The following is a 13,822-nucleotide window of genomic DNA, read 5'->3' as shown; positions in this document are numbered from 1 at the left end:
AATAAAAAGACGCCCCACAGTTGGGACGCCTTTTAAAACACTTAATTCTAAGAATTAAGCAGTAATTTCTTTCACTGCTGCGACAACTGCTTCAGTCGTAATACCAAAGTGTTGGAACAAATCTTTCGCTGGTGCAGATTCACCATACGTAGTCATACCAATCACACGACCATCAAGACCTACAAATTTCCACCAGTAGTCAACATGCGCCGCTTCAACCGCTACACGCGCACGGATATTAGATGGAAGAACTGCCTCACGGTAAGCAGCATCTTGCTTAACAAATTCTTCAGCACATGGCATAGACACAACACGCACACCTTCAAGCTGTGCATAAGCTTCCATTGCCAATGCAACTTCCGAACCTGTTGCAATGATAATCGCTTTCAATTCGCCTTTTTCTTCAGCCAATACATAACCACCTTTCGCAACATCAGCAATTTGTGCTTCTGTGCGTGTTTGGAATGCTAAGTTTTGACGAGAGAAGATCAACGCAGTTGGACCTTCAGAACGTGTTAACGCAGATTTCCAAGAAATTGCTGCTTCAACTGTGTCACATGGGCGCCATGTGTTGAGGTTTGGTGTACCACGTAAAGATGCGATTTGTTCAATTGGTTGATGTGTTGGACCATCTTCACCCAAACCAATAGAATCATGTGTGTAAACATGAATCACACGTTGTTTCATCAATGCAGACATACGTACTGCGTTACGTGCATATTCCATAAACATGAGGAATGTTGCTACGTAAGGAATGAACCCACCGTGAAGTGCAACACCGTTTGCGATTGCAGTCATACCGAACTCACGTACGCCATAGTGTACGTAGTTACCTGCAGCATTGTCTTGAACGCCTTGTGCGCCTTTCCAAAGTGTTAAGTTAGAACCTGCTAAGTCAGCAGAACCACCTAAGATTTCAGACAGCATTGGGGCAAATGCTTGGATTGCATTTTGGCTTGCTTTACGTGTTGCGATGGTTTCAGCTTTTGCGTTTACTTCAGCAATATACGCATCGGCTTTTGCAACGAAGTCAGCAGGTAATTCACCGCTTAAGCGACGTTTAAGATCAGCCGCTTCAGTTGGATATTTTGCTTCATATTGTGCAAATACTTCGTTCCAAGCTGATTCAGCTTGCTGACCTTTTTCTTTCGCGTCCCATGCAGCATAAACGTCAGCAGGAATTTCGAATGGACCTTCAGTCCAACCCAACGCTTCACGTGTTAATGCGATTTCGTCGTTACCCAGTGGTGCACCATGGCAATCTTCTTTACCTTGTTTGTTTGGTGAACCTAAACCAATAATCGTTTTACAGATAATGATTGTTGGTTTCTTCGTTTCAGCTTTAGCTTCTAAAGTTGCCGCACGTAATGCATCTGCATCGTGACCATCAACTTTCAATACTTGCCAGCCATAAGCTAAGAAGCGTTGTTCTGTATCGTCAGAGAACCAACCTTCTACTTCACCATCAATTGAAATACCATTGTCGTCATAGTAAGCAATTAATTTACCTAGACCCAAAGTACCTGCCAATGAACATGCTTCATGAGAAACACCTTCCATTAAACAGCCGTCACCTAAGAAACAGTAAGTGAAATGATCAACGACTTTAATGTCTTCTTTGTTGAATTGCGCTGCTAAGGTTTTTTCAGCCAAAGCAAAACCGACAGCATTCGCGATACCCTGCCCTAATGGACCAGTAGTTGTTTCGATACCAGGTGCATAACCTAATTCTGGGTGACCCGGTGTTTTTGAGTGCAATTGACGGAATGCTTTTAAATCTTCAATTGAAAGATCATAGCCAGTCAAATGTAATAATGCATATTGAAGCATTGAGCCATGACCATTTGATAATACAAAACGGTCGCGGTTAGCCCACTGAGGGTTTGTCGGATTGTGATTTAAGAATTCACGCCATACAACATCAGCAATATCAGCCATCCCCATTGGTGCACCTGGATGTCCAGAATTTGCTTTTTGCACAGCATCCATTGCAAGTACACGAATTGCGTTAGCAATGCGACGTTCATTCAGCGGGGTTGTCATAGATCAGTGTCCGATAAATTAAAGATGGGAAATGAATAAAATTCAAAAACTGGGTGTATTGTCTTAAAAAAATCAAACAGCGTAAAGCCCAGAAACGTATATTTCAGCCCTAAAGCGAAAAAATTCATACAATGCGAGTCGGTTTTACCAATATTCAATTCAATCCAATATTTTTTAGTCGCTTGGCCTTTTTTTAAAGTACTGATGTTGAATCATATATTCATATTCTTTCGTACCCACTTAAGCTGTTTTTTATTTCAGCTCAGTCTTAAAAAGAATAAGTCTTATACAAAAGTTTTCACTTATCAATTTAACAGATGATGATATCAATTAAAAAAACACAAAAATGACATAAATTCATGCTTTTTAGTCAGGTTAAGCTAGTCCTTAACGTTAAGTCGATGTACCATATTGCGTCTTTAGAAATAACTGTGATAGGACTTATGCGCGAGTACGCTGTATTTACTTCAGAATCTGTAAGCGAAGGCCATCCAGATAAAATGGCTGACCAAATCAGTGATGCTATTTTGGATGCAATCTTAAAAGAAGACCCATATGCGCGGGTTGCTTGTGAAACGCTTGTAAAAACAGGTGCTGTTGTTCTTGCAGGTGAAATCACAACAACTGCAAATGTAGACTTTGAAGCAATTGTACGCCAAACCGTAAATGGCATTGGATACCATCATTCTAATTTAGGTTTCGATGGTTCAACTTGTGCTGTTATCAACATGATTGGCAAACAATCTCCTGAAATTGCTCAAGGTGTAGATCGTCAAAAACCTGAAGATCAAGGTGCTGGCGATCAGGGCTTAATGTTTGGCTACGCAAGTCGCGAAACAGATGTTTTAATGCCTGCTCCTATTTCGTATGCGCACCGTCTTATGGAAAAACAAGCAGAACTTCGTCGTAACGGAAGTCTGCCATGGTTACGTCCAGATGCGAAAAGCCAAGTGACTTTTGCATATGAAAATGGCGTACCTGTTCGTTTAGATGCGGTCGTATTATCGACTCAACACGATCCTGAGATTTCACAGACTGATTTAAAAGAAGCTGTCATTGAAGAAATCGTGAAAAAAGTGATTCCAGCAGATATGTTCCATGCGGATACCAAATTCCATATCAACCCTACGGGTATGTTTGTGATTGGTGGTCCAGTCGGTGACTGTGGTTTAACAGGTCGTAAAATCATTGTAGATACATATGGTGGTATGGCTCGTCACGGTGGCGGTGCTTTCTCTGGTAAAGATCCATCTAAAGTAGACCGCTCTGCTGCTTATGCTGGTCGATATGTTGCAAAAAATATTGTTGCCGCTGGTTTAGCCGATAAATGTGAAATTCAAGTGTCTTATGCGATTGGTGTTGCTGAACCAACATCTATCTCAATCAATACATTCAATACTGCTAAGGTTTCTGAAGAATTGATTATTGCATTGGTACGTGAGCATTTCGATTTACGTCCATATGGAATTACACGTATGTTGAATCTCATTCAACCGATGTATAAGCAAACTGCTGCATATGGTCACTTTGGTCGTGAAGGTTCTGATACTGCATTCACTTGGGAAAAGACAGACAAGGTTGAAGCGCTTAAAGCATCAGCTGGTTTGTAATTTCCAAATAAAAAAGCCCACATTGATGTGGGCTTTTTTATAGATTCAATTTGCTTTATCACTTTGATGAAGCGTGTCCAAAAACGACTGCTTCACAGGGACATTTTGGTTATCTTGTAAATATAAATGGGCCACTTTAAACACAATGGCTGCGGCTAAACACGCAATGATACAAAATATCCAAAAACCATAAGGTGTTCTGATATTTTGTGATCCGCATTCAGAACACACTTTGTCTGTCGAAGCAACCACCTTGTCGCAACACGCACAATGATACTGATACAGCATACTCATCCTCCCGATTTGACTGTCTTTTTATTTTTATCTACATCACCTTAGAGGCTAATATTTATACTATATAAGCCTTCACCAATAATCAACCTCATGATGTAGCTATAAAACAGCAACCATCTATGTCTTCATTCAATATCTTGTATTATCAGATATCTATATGAATTTTTTTTGACAACCTGCTCTATCATTCTTTTTTCTTCTAGATATTATGCATATTTTATTCACACACTCGCCCATCAAATCTGCATAGAAATCATAAATTGAAGTAAAATAATCGTAGTGAAAAATGATGATATGACTATGGTTCAATTAATTAAGAAAGGCGGCTTGAGAGAAAGAGCAAACAGAAGTCGCTCTTATCAAGGTTCTGAAAATACTGAAGCAACTTTGCGACCAAGACGTTATCAGCAAGACACGCTTGTTCTGACTCAAACAGAAGAGTTAGATCAGGATTCAGTTAAGCAAAATAAGCGCATCGATCCACAACCAGACTGCAAAGATCAAAAATAGACCACCCGATGCCATATCTATGTAATGCCCTGAACGCTGGTAGAGCTGTTTAATTTTAGGGCGCGCTAAAACGACCATCAAAAACGTAAAGGTTAAAAACGTTTGAATCGGAATAATGACTGCAAGTTGTATTTTCAACATCTCTGGTGCTGAAGCGGTTAAAGCAAGTGAAAATACACTACTAAAATAAATCAGTGTTTTAGGATTGGATAGGTTTGTAAACAACCCCATCAGAAAGTATTTTTCAGCTTTTAAAGGTAACTGATTTTCATCAATTGCATCAAGTTTGAAAGACTTATAGGTTTGCCAACCACCCTTTAGCATCGCCCAGCCCATTTTTGCCAAAAATAAACCACCGACTAACATTAAGACTTGTTGAATCCATGGGAACTGGGCAATCAAAAGCGCAAAACCTGATAAGGTTAAAATCACCCAAAATAAAATTCCAATAGAAATACCTAAAATAACTTTCAACGTATTTGCGATTGTGGTTGACGCTGCGCATTTGGCAATCAACAAAATATCAGGTCCAGGACTCAATTGAGCAACAAGATGTAGGACACAGATGGTAAGTAATAGAGACATAAATCAAAAATGAATTAAAATTGTTTGAATTATACTGTTTTTTAGAAAAATCGAGATACAAAAATAAAAAAACCAGACATTAAGTCTGGTTTTGAACATGCGCAATCTACTTTTGATTAACGTCTTTCATTTCAATTTTCTTTGCTTCAGGTGTAATTTCTCTCGCTTCACCATCAATAATAGTAGAGTCATTTGAACCACGACCATGCTGCTGATTCTGCATTTCTTGCATTTGGCGCATTAAATCTGCAAATGGATTCTGACCATTTGCTTGACCACCCATGCCGCCCATATCTCCCATCATACCACCCATCATTTTTTCCATCATGGCTTGCTGACGCTTCATCATGGTTTTCATCATCACCGCTTTAAATGCTGTTTGAACAGGTGGAATTAGAATAAGTAAGGCGAATAGATCGGAAATTAACCCCGGAATCAAAAGGAAAATACCCGCAATAATTTTAGGTAAGTTATTGGTCAAATTCGGATCAGCACTCATATGACCTTGTTGCATTTGCTGCATCTGTGGCATTAAACCTGATGCATGAGAACGAACCATATTTAAACCAATAAAGAATGCAGCAATAAACCAGAAGAATACATACCACATACTTCCGACTAGATCACCCACACCGACCCATACGAAGATTTCAAGGACTATACCGATTAAAACAATAAGAGCTAATTTCATGAAATGTAATCTAATCTCAAAAATTTAAATATAGGGTCGTAATCATCTGCTCAATCTGTATCAAGCTTTTTTCATACGCTTATGTAACAATATGGGCATTATTTTATTTTTAAAGTCATGGAATGTCATTAATTATCGGAATTGATCCTGGTTCACGTCTAACAGGTTACGGTATTATTCAAAAAGAGGGGCAAAAACTCACTTTTGTTGATGCTGGAACAATTCGCACTGAAACACCTGACATGCCTGAGCGTCTAAAACGAATTTTTTCAGGCATTGAAAGAATCGTTAAATTTCATGGTCCTACTGAAGCTGCTGTTGAACAGGTTTTTATGGCGGTCAATCCTGACTCTGCCTTAAAACTTGGTCAAGCACGCGGTGCAGCTATAGCGGCATTGGTCAATTTAGATCTACAAGTGGCTGAATATACTGCGCGTCAAATTAAACAATCTGTTGTTGGCTATGGCGCTGCTGATAAAGAACAGGTTCAAATGATGGTCATGCGCATACTTAATTTAAATATTAAACCACAAGCCGATGCTGCAGATGCACTTGCCGCAGCAATTTGCCATGCACATGCCTCTGGCAGTATGAGTAAATTGGCCGTCTTAAATGCTTTAGGTGGAATGGCACGTGGACGAAGCCGCAGCAGTAGTCGTCGACGTTAAAAGTCTCTCGACACTCAATGCACTTATTGGCGAATTTTAAAGCTATCGAAATCACGCTCTTTGATGTCAATTAAGTCTTCATAGAAGATTTGCTTAACTTTACTATTATGAGGCCCTGCCATGGCCAGTTTGATCATGTCATTGACATCTTGATATGTACCAACAATGACAGCTTCCACATCCCCATTATCCATATTTTTAACGTAACCAGTTAAATGCAACTTTAAGGCTTGTTCCATAAACCAGCGACGAAATCCGACCCCTTGAACAAGACCTTGTATGGTTAATTTTAAATATCGCATATCTATCCCTGAATTTTATTTTAGATTTACTATTTGATAAATCGCTTGAGCCATATTCTGAGCTAACAAACCACGTTCACCCTGTTGAGCCAATACATCACCTGCCACGGCATGTAAGTTAACAATTTCATGAAGCTGGATGGAATTAGACAATTGTCCTTTAAGACTAGCAATCATTCCTGCAAGAATATCCCCCATTCCACCTGTACCCATTCCTGGATTACCCTGGGTGCAAATCCAAATGGTTTGCTGCGTGTCAATTGTTAAACTTCCTGCACCTTTTAAAACCCATTCACCAGCATACAGTGTTTGTAATCGTTTAATTGTTTTGATGCGGTCATGCTCAACTTCCGCCACGCTAGAGTGTAAAAGTTTTGCAGCCTCACCAGGATGTGGCGTTGCGTAAGTTCTCTCATTGAGTCGAATGGGCTTTTCAGATAAGAACCACAATGCATCAGCATCGAGTACAGTCGGTTTGTTCGTAGAGGACAGAATACTCATCCAGTGATCATATTGCTCAGCTGCCCAATCATCACGTCCCAACCCCATCCCAAAACAAATCGAATCGACTTGCTGTAGCAAATTTTTTCGTTGTGATGGATCGAAACGATTAATATCCTGCACCATTACATTGGGAGATCGTGACAAAATTGCTGAATGATGTTTAGCATCACACACGATCGTGACTTTACCCGCCCCAGCGGCAAATGCAGCTTCAGCCGCCATAATCACCGCCCCTCCCATTTGTGCATGACCGCCAATCACGAGCACATGCCCATACGTCCCTTTATGTCCTGTAGAGTGTCGTCGCGGCAAAATTGTTTTGACTGGGCTTAATCGGGCCACAGGTTTTAAATCTGAGTCACATGGTAAAATGGGAATGAGTTTTAGATGTCCTATAAAATCCTGTGCACACCCTACAAACTGCCCTATCTTATATGCGAGTGCGGTAAGCGTATGCTGAGCATGAATAGCCATTGGTAATGGTTGACCTGTATTTGCATCTAAACCGCTCGGCATATCAATCGCAATTTTAACGCCATCTTGCTCATTAATATGATGGATAATTCTCTGCCAGTCTTCACTTAAAGTACGATTAATTCCAATTCCAAACAATGCATCAATATAGACATCATAACCCTTACAATGGTTCAGATCGGTGAACTGCTTTAATGGTACGGATTGACTCATTTTATAAGCACTCTGTAAGGAGTCAGCCGAGTGATGATCGACTTGTGAAAAAGAAAAAATATCGATTTCTAGATTTTGGTTAAATGAACAATGTTGTGATAAAGAGTGCTGTGCTAAATAGTACGCAATAAGATAACCATCCCCAGCATTATTTCCTTTACCACAGCATACTGCGATACGGATCTTCTTTTTTTCAATACCTTGAAGAATTGTGATGATTTCTTGTGCCATCATCCAAGCAACTTGCTGCATAAGACCAAAAGCACTATTTTGATCGTCAAACCAGCGCTGTTCCCAAGCTTGAATCGCACTGCTGTGATAAACTTGTTGTTGCATCATCGTTCCTTTTTTTATTTATGACTCAATCTCTCTCATCTATACCAGCTCGTATTCCAACACAGCAATTTGATCCTCATGCGCTTAAAGCTTGGATTAAATCTCAAGCATTGGAACTGGGCTTCGCTGATTGTGTCATTGCCCGACCTGATGCTCAAGATGAATTGCCTCGATTAAAAGCATATTTAGATCAAGGATTTCATGGTGACATGAAGTTCCTCGAAGAAAATTTGGAAAAACGTGCTAATCCAACACTGTTGGTTCCCCATACAAAAAGCATTATCTGCGTCAGAATGAATTATTTGGTTGAACGACCTCAACCTCGAACAGTACCAGATTTCCCCAATTCTGCCGTTATTGCGCGATATGCACGCGGACGGGATTACCACAAAACCATGCGCGGTAAATTAAAAACACTTTCAAACCTTATTCGTGAAAAAGTCGGCCCATTTGAATCAAGACCTTTCGCCGATTCAGCCCCTATTTTTGAAAAATCACTCGCTGAATCTGCAGGTATGGGTTGGACAGGTAAACATACCCTGCTCATCCACAAAAAATCGGGCTCCTTTTTTGTACTCGGTGAACTGTTTAGTTCCCTTGAATTACCCTTTGACGAGCCTGCCAGTTCACATTGCGGCACATGTACAACATGTATTGATATTTGTCCAACGCAGGCGATTGTAGCGCCATATCAATTAGATGCCCGTAAATGTATTGCCTATCTGACCATTGAATACCAAGGGGTGATTCCTGAAGAACTACGCCGTGGCATAGGTAATCGCGTATTTGGATGTGATGATTGCCAGCTGATTTGTCCTTGGAATAGTTTCGCACAAACTACAACGGTTGCTGATTTCCATCCCCGTCATGGGCTGGATCGTCTTTCTTTAATTGAATTATGGCAATGGGACGAAGCAACATTCTTAGCCAACACAGAAGGCAGTCCACTGCGTAGAACAGGCTATGAAAGCTTTATGCGGAATATTGCGATTGGAATCGGGAATGCACCGTATCATCCAAACAATATTGAGCAATTGATACTAAAAAGAAATCAGTCTAGTGAGATTGTGCAAATCCATATTGACTGGGCAGTACAAGAACAACAATCAAAAAGAAATAATTAATTGTACTTTTCCAAGATGACTTGACAGCGCAAAAACACCGTTTTGAGCATGATCTGAAATTTTAAGCACACGTTAGCAACAAGTTCTCAGCATCAAGTTCCCAAAAAATAATTTTGCGGCGAAAAATGCATAAAAATAGTTAAGTTTGTAACTAAATCAACAATGATTAATTTCTATTGAGTTGGCGAATTTGATAATTTTTTTGAGTCATTATTGTCATATTTTACGATTTTGCATTATTAAAATTACAGTATGATCAAATAAGTAGCTTTTTAATTGATGGATAAATTATGCAAGTACGCAATGATTGGACGCGTGAAGAAATACAAAAACTCTATGAACAACCCTTCATGGACTTAGTTTTCGAAGCACAACGCGTGCATCGTCAATACTTTGATGCAAATACCATTCAGGTCAGCACATTACTATCAATCAAAACGGGTAAATGTCCTGAAGATTGTAAATACTGTTCTCAATCTGCACGTTATGATTCCAAACTTGAGGCCGAAAAAAGAATTGCTGTTGAAAAAGTAATTAATGAAGCCAAAGAAGCTCTCGCTTCTGGATCATCTCGTTTTTGTATGGGTGCTGCATGGCGAAATCCTCATGAACGCGATATGCCTTATGTACTTGAAATGGTACGTGAGGTAAAGGCCCTAGGACTTGAAACTTGTATGACCTTAGGGATGCTCAATCAATCACAAGCGGAACGTTTAAAAGAAGCAGGTTTAGATTATTACAATCACAATTTAGATACCTCTCGTGAGTACTATCCAAATGTGATTACCACACGCACTTATGATGATCGTTTAAATACTTTAGACTTTGTACGCCAAGCAGGCATGAAAGTGTGTAGTGGTGGAATTGTTGGCTTAGGTGAAGATACTCAAGATCGTATTGGTCTATTACATGAACTTGCGACCTTAGCTATTCATCCAGAATCGGTACCAATCAACATGCTTGTACCGATCGAAGGCACACCCTTAGCAGACGTTGAAAAACTCGATGTGACTGAATGGATTCGCACGATTGCCGTAGCGCGCATTATCATGCCAAAAAGTTATATAAGACTTTCAGCGGGTCGTGAATCTCTTTCTGATTCTGATCAAGCTTTAGCGTTTATGGCAGGTGCTAACTCTTTGTTCTCAGGTGAAAAGCTTTTAACGACACCTAATGCTGGTGAAGGCAAAGATAAGCAGTTATTCGATAAGTTAGGTCTAAAAGCCGAAAAAGCGAAGCCGACTGTATCAGAGCTGACTATAGATGCAATGGCAAGTTAATTTATAAGATTCGCTCAATCAAAAACCGAAGCTTTGCTTCGGTTTTTTATGATGTGATCAATATGCCATAACTGGCATTAAGATACTGTCCTGGCTTAATTTCATCTGTTCCATTGGCATGGTGTACCGTTATTTTTTGACTGAATGCATCAAACTCAAAGCGATCATAACTATCTTGGTGGTGCATCAACCAATAAATCGTATCTATGACATGATCATCACAAATATAAGTATTCGATTTAAAATCTTTACTCATTTAATTTAAATCCTTTTTTCAATCACAACATTATTATATCTCAATTCATTTTATTGAATATCATTTTCTTTATTTAAGATAATATCTAATTTTTTATTAATCCAATATATTATATTTACATATCACAATAAATCGATTTTCACCCATCTTATAAGCGCTATTATTTTATTTTAATTTAAAATAAAGACTGAGTATTATGAATATCGTTAATTTAAAAACTCAAACTGCATTGCAACACCGCCCCAGCGCACTGACCACACAAATTAATGCTGTATGGGGACAAGGACCTTCTTCACGTTATGAAAATCTCGCCTCGTTATTCAGACCTACATTTGAAAAAATCAAAGCTTCGCGATCAGAACGCGAAAAAAAGCGAATTTTAGCTTTTGAACAGATTCAATGGTTAAAAGACATCGGTTTTACGAAACTTCGCTTACCCAGTTCGCAAGGGGGATTTGATGCAACGATTCCAGAATTATTTAATCTATTAATCGAACTTGCCGAAGCTGATGCAAATTTACCGCAGGCACTTCGCGTACATTTTGGCTTTGTGGAAGATTTACTGCTCAGCCGCGACCCACAGTTTAAATCTATATGGCTTCCTAGAGTGGCTCAAGGTCAAATTATTGGAAGCGCATGGTCTGAAGGTGGAAATGAGTCCATTCATGAATTTAAAACGAGACTTTCCAAAGATGCTGAGGGACGCACGATATTGAATGGACAAAAATTTTATACCACAGGAAGCTTGTATGCAGACTGGATTGATGTGGGTATTACTGATTTGTATGGAGAATCAGCCAGTATTCTAATCCCTCGACATGCTGAAGGTGTTGAGATTGTGGATGACTGGAATGGTTTTGGTCAAATTCTTACAGCAAGTGGTACTACTAAGTTCACTGATGTTGTTGTGAATCAACAAGATGTCATCGGAGACCAACAGCGCTTTAAATATTCAGCAGCATTCTATCAACTGATTCAATTGGCAATTATTTCAGGGCTTACAAGAGCAGCAAGCTATGAAGTATCAGCTGAGGTTTATAAACGTGAAAGAAATTATACGCATGCCAATGCTTCCTTCGTCCGTAATGATGCTCAAATCCTACAAGTGGTGGGTCAAATTCGTGGTGTCGCGTACACCACTGCAGCAATTATTGGAAAAAATGCACAGGCTATACAACGTGCTTTTGAAGCTGGGTTGAATGATAATGAACAACTCGAAGCAGATCAAAATGCCATAGCAGAATTAGAGGTTGCTCAATCTCAAACCATTATCACCACACTTGCATTAAATGCTTCGACCATCATTTTTGATGCTCTAGGAGCATCAGCCACTGATAAAAACTTAGCTTTAGATCGTTTCTGGCGAAATATTCGTACGCTCGCATCACACAACCCAAGAATTTATAAAGATCGAATTGTCGGAGACTTTAGCGTAAATGGTGCATTGCCCCCTTATCAATGGCGTATCGGTAAAGTTGATGAATCAGGGCTTCTGCAAACAGATAAGGCTTCTTGAGCTCGCTTTAAATCGTTAAGACACTATTCTTTAGTGTTTTTTTAAAGTGATCTACCTAAATCGCTTAGGCTATTAGACTCTTATTTAAGAACCTAGTAAAAAGGTCCTTAACAGGACCTTCTTAGCAGCATCATCGAAATTACATCAATTAAGCCACTTGAGCTTTCAAGTGTTTCGCCAAAGGACTATTACCAATTTGCCATACAAATGGCAATTCAGTTTGATTCACGACAAAAGCACCCACCACTTTCTCCTTATAAATAATCGGATTATGTGAGGATACAACTCTTGCATTACGCCAGAAACGATCTAACTGCTTCGATGAAGCGCTGGCTGAAGCACCCAAACTATTGAATAGTTTAGTTGTTAAATCAAGTACAAGATCTGAAATGACTACCTGCCCTTGAGCAGATTCTAGTTCCGCAATTTGGTTAATCTCATGATCTTTTTCAGATGAAGCATTAAAGTGACTTAAATATGCATCATCCAGTGCTGCAGCTGTTTTTAAAGTAATGGCTTGACTGGCAAATGCTTGGGAAGATGCCTTACCAATCACTTGTAGAATCTGAGCATCATCACGGACAAGATCAGCATTCCCGTGGCTAAAGATTCGAGTACGCTTACGCACTTCCTCACTAAAGGTCTCAACCGCAGAAAATGCGATGCCGGTCAGTGTTGCTAGATGTACAACTTGATAAAAAGCTGTTTGATATTTAAAACGCTGATCAAACGGGTAAATATGATCTCGTTCAATCGACACTTTGTTGATTTTTAGAGTCCCACTTCCCGTTGTTTTTTGACCAAATCCATCCCAATCATCATGTACTTTAATTCCATTAGCTTTAGTTGAGACCGCTGCAATCACATGCTGATCAGTGGTTTCATCATAGGCAAAAAGATCAATCCAATCGGCAAAAATAGTACCTGTAGAATAGAACTTTTCTCCTGAAACTTCATATTCGCCTTGTTGATTTTGTTTCACTCGGGTAATGACGTCGCCTATCTCAACATTACCGACCTCTGTCCAAGCGTTTCCTGCGATTTCACCATTTACAAATCGCTTAAACCAAAACGCTTGTGATTGATCTTTATGCGCCACTAAACGGTCTTCGACAAATGCAAAATGTCCACGTAAAGCTTGCACAATATTTGAATCCGCTGTCGCCAACTCGATTAAGATTTGGAAAAGTTGCTGTTGGGTAAAACCTGCACCGCCATATTTTATTGGTACACGTAATGCACCAAAACCTACATCGTTTAACCATTTAATTTGTTCATGAGGCAAATCACGATCGGTTTCTCGTTGAACGGCCCCTTCTGCAATCCGCTTAAAAATCGGTCGAAACTTTGCTGCAACCTCTTCATAGTTGGCACCAAGTGAAAGTTCTTCATTCTGATTTAATATAGTCATAATAA

The 13,822-nt window shown here is 39.6% G+C and carries 14 protein-coding genes; 6 read left to right on the top strand and 8 right to left on the bottom strand.

What is annotated here, in order from left to right; genetic code table 11:
- Window positions 1-54 precede the first annotated feature (54 nt).
- Window positions 55-2,043, bottom strand: a complete 1,989-nt coding sequence (tkt, locus tag AC1M9H_RS01310; protein WP_481612569.1) for a transketolase — start codon at window positions 2,041-2,043, stop codon at window positions 55-57.
- Between the two features lie 443 nt (window positions 2,044-2,486).
- Between tkt and metK the strand changes: the two genes are divergently transcribed.
- Window positions 2,487-3,653 (top strand): methionine adenosyltransferase, encoded by a 1,167-nt coding sequence (gene metK, locus AC1M9H_RS01305; RefSeq protein ID WP_481612568.1) that lies wholly within the window; start codon window positions 2,487-2,489, stop codon window positions 3,651-3,653.
- A gap of 45 nt (window positions 3,654-3,698) precedes the next feature.
- Here metK and AC1M9H_RS01300 read toward each other — a convergent pair whose 3' ends face one another.
- Entirely contained in the window at window positions 3,699-3,941 is a 243-nt protein-coding gene (locus AC1M9H_RS01300) for a hypothetical protein (RefSeq protein WP_035263796.1), read from the bottom strand.
- 306 nt (window positions 3,942-4,247) lie between these two features.
- Here AC1M9H_RS01300 and AC1M9H_RS01295 point away from each other — a divergent pair, with 306 nt between their 5' ends.
- Window positions 4,248-4,457 (top strand): hypothetical protein, encoded by a 210-nt coding sequence (locus tag AC1M9H_RS01295; RefSeq protein ID WP_180027759.1) that lies wholly within the window; start codon window positions 4,248-4,250, stop codon window positions 4,455-4,457.
- Here the strand turns inward: AC1M9H_RS01295 and AC1M9H_RS01290 are convergent.
- On the bottom strand, window positions 4,401-5,042 hold the full coding sequence (locus AC1M9H_RS01290) for a LysE family transporter (protein WP_179998148.1): 642 nt from the start codon (window positions 5,040-5,042) through the stop codon (window positions 4,401-4,403). The genes AC1M9H_RS01295 and AC1M9H_RS01290 overlap by 57 nt on opposite strands.
- Before the next feature lie 106 nt (window positions 5,043-5,148).
- Complete coding sequence (locus tag AC1M9H_RS01285) at window positions 5,149-5,733, bottom strand: FxsA family protein (protein WP_179998149.1); 585 nt, start codon at window positions 5,731-5,733, stop codon at window positions 5,149-5,151.
- 122 nt (window positions 5,734-5,855) lie between these two features.
- On the opposite strand from AC1M9H_RS01285, the gene ruvC reads away from it, so the two are divergent.
- On the top strand, window positions 5,856-6,401 hold the full coding sequence (gene ruvC / locus AC1M9H_RS01280) for a crossover junction endodeoxyribonuclease RuvC (RefSeq protein ID WP_481588236.1): 546 nt from the start codon (window positions 5,856-5,858) through the stop codon (window positions 6,399-6,401).
- Window positions 6,402-6,424: 23 nt separating this feature from the next.
- Here the strand turns inward: ruvC and AC1M9H_RS01275 are convergent, their stop codons facing one another.
- Window positions 6,425-6,703, bottom strand: a complete 279-nt coding sequence (locus AC1M9H_RS01275; RefSeq protein WP_481588237.1) for an acylphosphatase — start codon at window positions 6,701-6,703, stop codon at window positions 6,425-6,427.
- Window positions 6,704-6,718: 15 nt separating this feature from the next.
- Window positions 6,719-8,230: an NAD(P)H-hydrate dehydratase gene (locus tag AC1M9H_RS01270; RefSeq protein WP_481612697.1), complete on the bottom strand. Its 1,512-nt coding sequence runs from the start codon at window positions 8,228-8,230 to the stop codon at window positions 6,719-6,721.
- 20 nt (window positions 8,231-8,250) lie between these two features.
- Here AC1M9H_RS01270 and queG point away from each other — a divergent pair, with 20 nt between their 5' ends.
- Both queG and bioB read left to right on the top strand, forming a co-directional pair.
- A complete protein-coding gene (queG, locus tag AC1M9H_RS01265) occupies window positions 8,251-9,354 on the top strand; it encodes a tRNA epoxyqueuosine(34) reductase QueG (RefSeq protein ID WP_481612567.1) in 1,104 nt (367 codons plus the stop codon).
- A gap of 290 nt (window positions 9,355-9,644) precedes the next feature.
- Window positions 9,645-10,634, top strand: coding sequence for a biotin synthase BioB (bioB, locus tag AC1M9H_RS01260; RefSeq protein WP_035263808.1), 990 nt, complete (start codon window positions 9,645-9,647; stop codon window positions 10,632-10,634).
- A 46-nt stretch (window positions 10,635-10,680) separates the two neighbouring features.
- On the opposite strand, the gene AC1M9H_RS01255 is transcribed toward bioB, so the two are convergent.
- Window positions 10,681-10,890, bottom strand: coding sequence for a hypothetical protein (locus tag AC1M9H_RS01255; RefSeq protein ID WP_481588241.1), 210 nt, complete (start codon window positions 10,888-10,890; stop codon window positions 10,681-10,683).
- A 196-nt stretch (window positions 10,891-11,086) separates the two neighbouring features.
- On the opposite strand from AC1M9H_RS01255, the gene AC1M9H_RS01250 reads away from it, so the two are divergent.
- Window positions 11,087-12,406, top strand: coding sequence for an acyl-CoA dehydrogenase family protein (locus AC1M9H_RS01250; protein ID WP_481591094.1), 1,320 nt, complete (start codon window positions 11,087-11,089; stop codon window positions 12,404-12,406).
- Between the two features lie 148 nt (window positions 12,407-12,554).
- Here the strand turns inward: AC1M9H_RS01250 and AC1M9H_RS01245 are convergent, their stop codons facing one another.
- Window positions 12,555-13,817: an acyl-CoA dehydrogenase family protein gene (locus tag AC1M9H_RS01245; protein WP_481612566.1), complete on the bottom strand. Its 1,263-nt coding sequence runs from the start codon at window positions 13,815-13,817 to the stop codon at window positions 12,555-12,557.
- Window positions 13,818-13,822: the final 5 nt, after the last annotated feature.

Source organism: Acinetobacter sp. ANC_7512 (assembly GCF_056779935.1).
This window is presented reverse-complemented; position numbering and strand designations above follow the sequence as displayed.

What these genes read in the sequence shown, in the direction of transcription:
- tkt (WP_481612569.1), bottom strand. Translation starts at nt 2,043, where the DNA reads ATGACAACCCCGCTGAATGAACGTCGCATTGCTAACGCAATTCGTGTA.
- metK (WP_481612568.1), top strand. Translation starts at nt 2,487, where the DNA reads ATGCGCGAGTACGCTGTATTTACTTCAGAATCTGTAAGCGAAGGCCAT.
- AC1M9H_RS01300 (WP_035263796.1), bottom strand. Translation starts at nt 3,941, where the DNA reads ATGCTGTATCAGTATCATTGTGCGTGTTGCGACAAGGTGGTTGCTTCG.
- AC1M9H_RS01295 (WP_180027759.1), top strand. Translation starts at nt 4,248, where the DNA reads ATGGTTCAATTAATTAAGAAAGGCGGCTTGAGAGAAAGAGCAAACAGA.
- AC1M9H_RS01290 (WP_179998148.1), bottom strand. Translation starts at nt 5,042, where the DNA reads ATGTCTCTATTACTTACCATCTGTGTCCTACATCTTGTTGCTCAATTG.
- AC1M9H_RS01285 (WP_179998149.1), bottom strand. Translation starts at nt 5,733, where the DNA reads ATGAAATTAGCTCTTATTGTTTTAATCGGTATAGTCCTTGAAATCTTC.
- ruvC (WP_481588236.1), top strand. Translation starts at nt 5,856, where the DNA reads ATGTCATTAATTATCGGAATTGATCCTGGTTCACGTCTAACAGGTTAC.
- AC1M9H_RS01275 (WP_481588237.1), bottom strand. Translation starts at nt 6,703, where the DNA reads ATGCGATATTTAAAATTAACCATACAAGGTCTTGTTCAAGGGGTCGGA.
- AC1M9H_RS01270 (WP_481612697.1), bottom strand. Translation starts at nt 8,230, where the DNA reads ATGCAACAACAAGTTTATCACAGCAGTGCGATTCAAGCTTGGGAACAG.
- queG (WP_481612567.1), top strand. Translation starts at nt 8,251, where the DNA reads ATGACTCAATCTCTCTCATCTATACCAGCTCGTATTCCAACACAGCAA.
- bioB (WP_035263808.1), top strand. Translation starts at nt 9,645, where the DNA reads ATGCAAGTACGCAATGATTGGACGCGTGAAGAAATACAAAAACTCTAT.
- AC1M9H_RS01255 (WP_481588241.1), bottom strand. Translation starts at nt 10,890, where the DNA reads ATGAGTAAAGATTTTAAATCGAATACTTATATTTGTGATGATCATGTC.
- AC1M9H_RS01250 (WP_481591094.1), top strand. Translation starts at nt 11,087, where the DNA reads ATGAATATCGTTAATTTAAAAACTCAAACTGCATTGCAACACCGCCCC.
- AC1M9H_RS01245 (WP_481612566.1), bottom strand. Translation starts at nt 13,817, where the DNA reads ATGACTATATTAAATCAGAATGAAGAACTTTCACTTGGTGCCAACTAT.